Here is a 1,220-nt window from a genome sequence, read left to right on the forward strand (position 1 = left end):
ATGAACAAACGTTTTGCCTATCTGATCATCGCGTCCATGGTCCTGGGGATCCTGGTGGGCTGGGGTTGCAACCAGTTCCTGGACGCCGAGCAGGCCAAGCACGCGGCCAAGTGGTTCTCGATGGGGACCGACGTGTTCCTGCGGCTGATCAAGATGATCATCGCGCCGCTGGTGCTGACGACGCTGATCGCCGGCATCGCCCACATGGAGGACGCCGCGGCGGTGGGGCGGATCGGGGCCAAGACCATGGGCTGGTTCGTCAGCGCCTCGGCGGTGTCGCTGCTGCTGGGCCTGGTGATGGTCCACCTGCTGCATCCGGGGGCGGGGCTGAACCTGGCCGAGGTCTCGGCCACGGGGGCGGCCCCGGCGGCGGCCACCACCGACGCCTTCACCCTGCAGGGCTTTCTGACCCACCTGGTGCCGGTGTCGATCTTCGAGGCCATGGCCAAGAACGAGATCCTGCAGATCGTGGTGTTCAGCCTGTTCGTCGGCACCGCCGTGGCCTCGCTGGACAAGAAGGCCCCGCAGGTGCTGGAGCTGGTCGAGCAGGGCGCCCAGATCATGCTCAAGGTCACCGGCTTCGTGATGAAGCTGGCCCCGGTGGCGATCTTCTGCGCCCTGGCCTCGACCATCGCCACCCAGGGCCTGTCGATGCTGGCCGTCTACGGCAAGTTCGTGCTGGGCTTCTACGCCACCATGGGCACGCTGTGGCTGCTGCTGTTCGTGGCCGGCTGGCTGGTGCTGGGCCGGCGGGTGATCCCGCTGTTCGGGGCGATCCGCGAGCCGGCCCTGCTGGCCTTCTCCACCGCCAGTTCCGAAGCCGCCTATCCGCGCATCCTCGACGTCCTGCCCAAGCTGGGCGTGCGCCGCCGCATCGTCTCGTTCGTGCTGCCGCTGGGCTATTCGTTCAACCTCGACGGCTCGATGCTCTACTGCACCTTCGCCACGATGTTCATCCTCCAGGCCCACGGGGTGCACCTGTCGATCCAGCAGCAGATCTTCATGCTGCTGCTCTTGATGGTCACCTCCAAGGGCATCGCCGGGGTGCCGCGCGCCTCGCTGGTGGTGATCATGGCCACCCTGACCTATTTCGGCCTGCCCGAGACCTGGATCGCCCTGGTGCTGGGCGTCGACCACCTGCTCGACATGGGCCGCTCGGCCACCAACGTCGTCGGCAACTCCGTCGCCGCCGCCGTCGTCGCCAAGTGGGAGGGCGAACT

Annotated in this window: 1 protein-coding gene; it reads left to right on the forward strand. The window is 67.1% G+C overall.

All coding sequences use genetic code 11. The annotated features are described in order from the left end of the window. The coding region (locus PMI01_RS23560; RefSeq protein WP_007675332.1) for a dicarboxylate/amino acid:cation symporter at positions 1-1,220 on the forward strand (1,220 nt) is incomplete at its 3' end.

It is taken from the genome of Caulobacter sp. AP07 (assembly GCF_000281955.1).
In the GTDB taxonomy this organism is placed as follows: domain Bacteria; phylum Pseudomonadota; class Alphaproteobacteria; order Caulobacterales; family Caulobacteraceae; genus Caulobacter.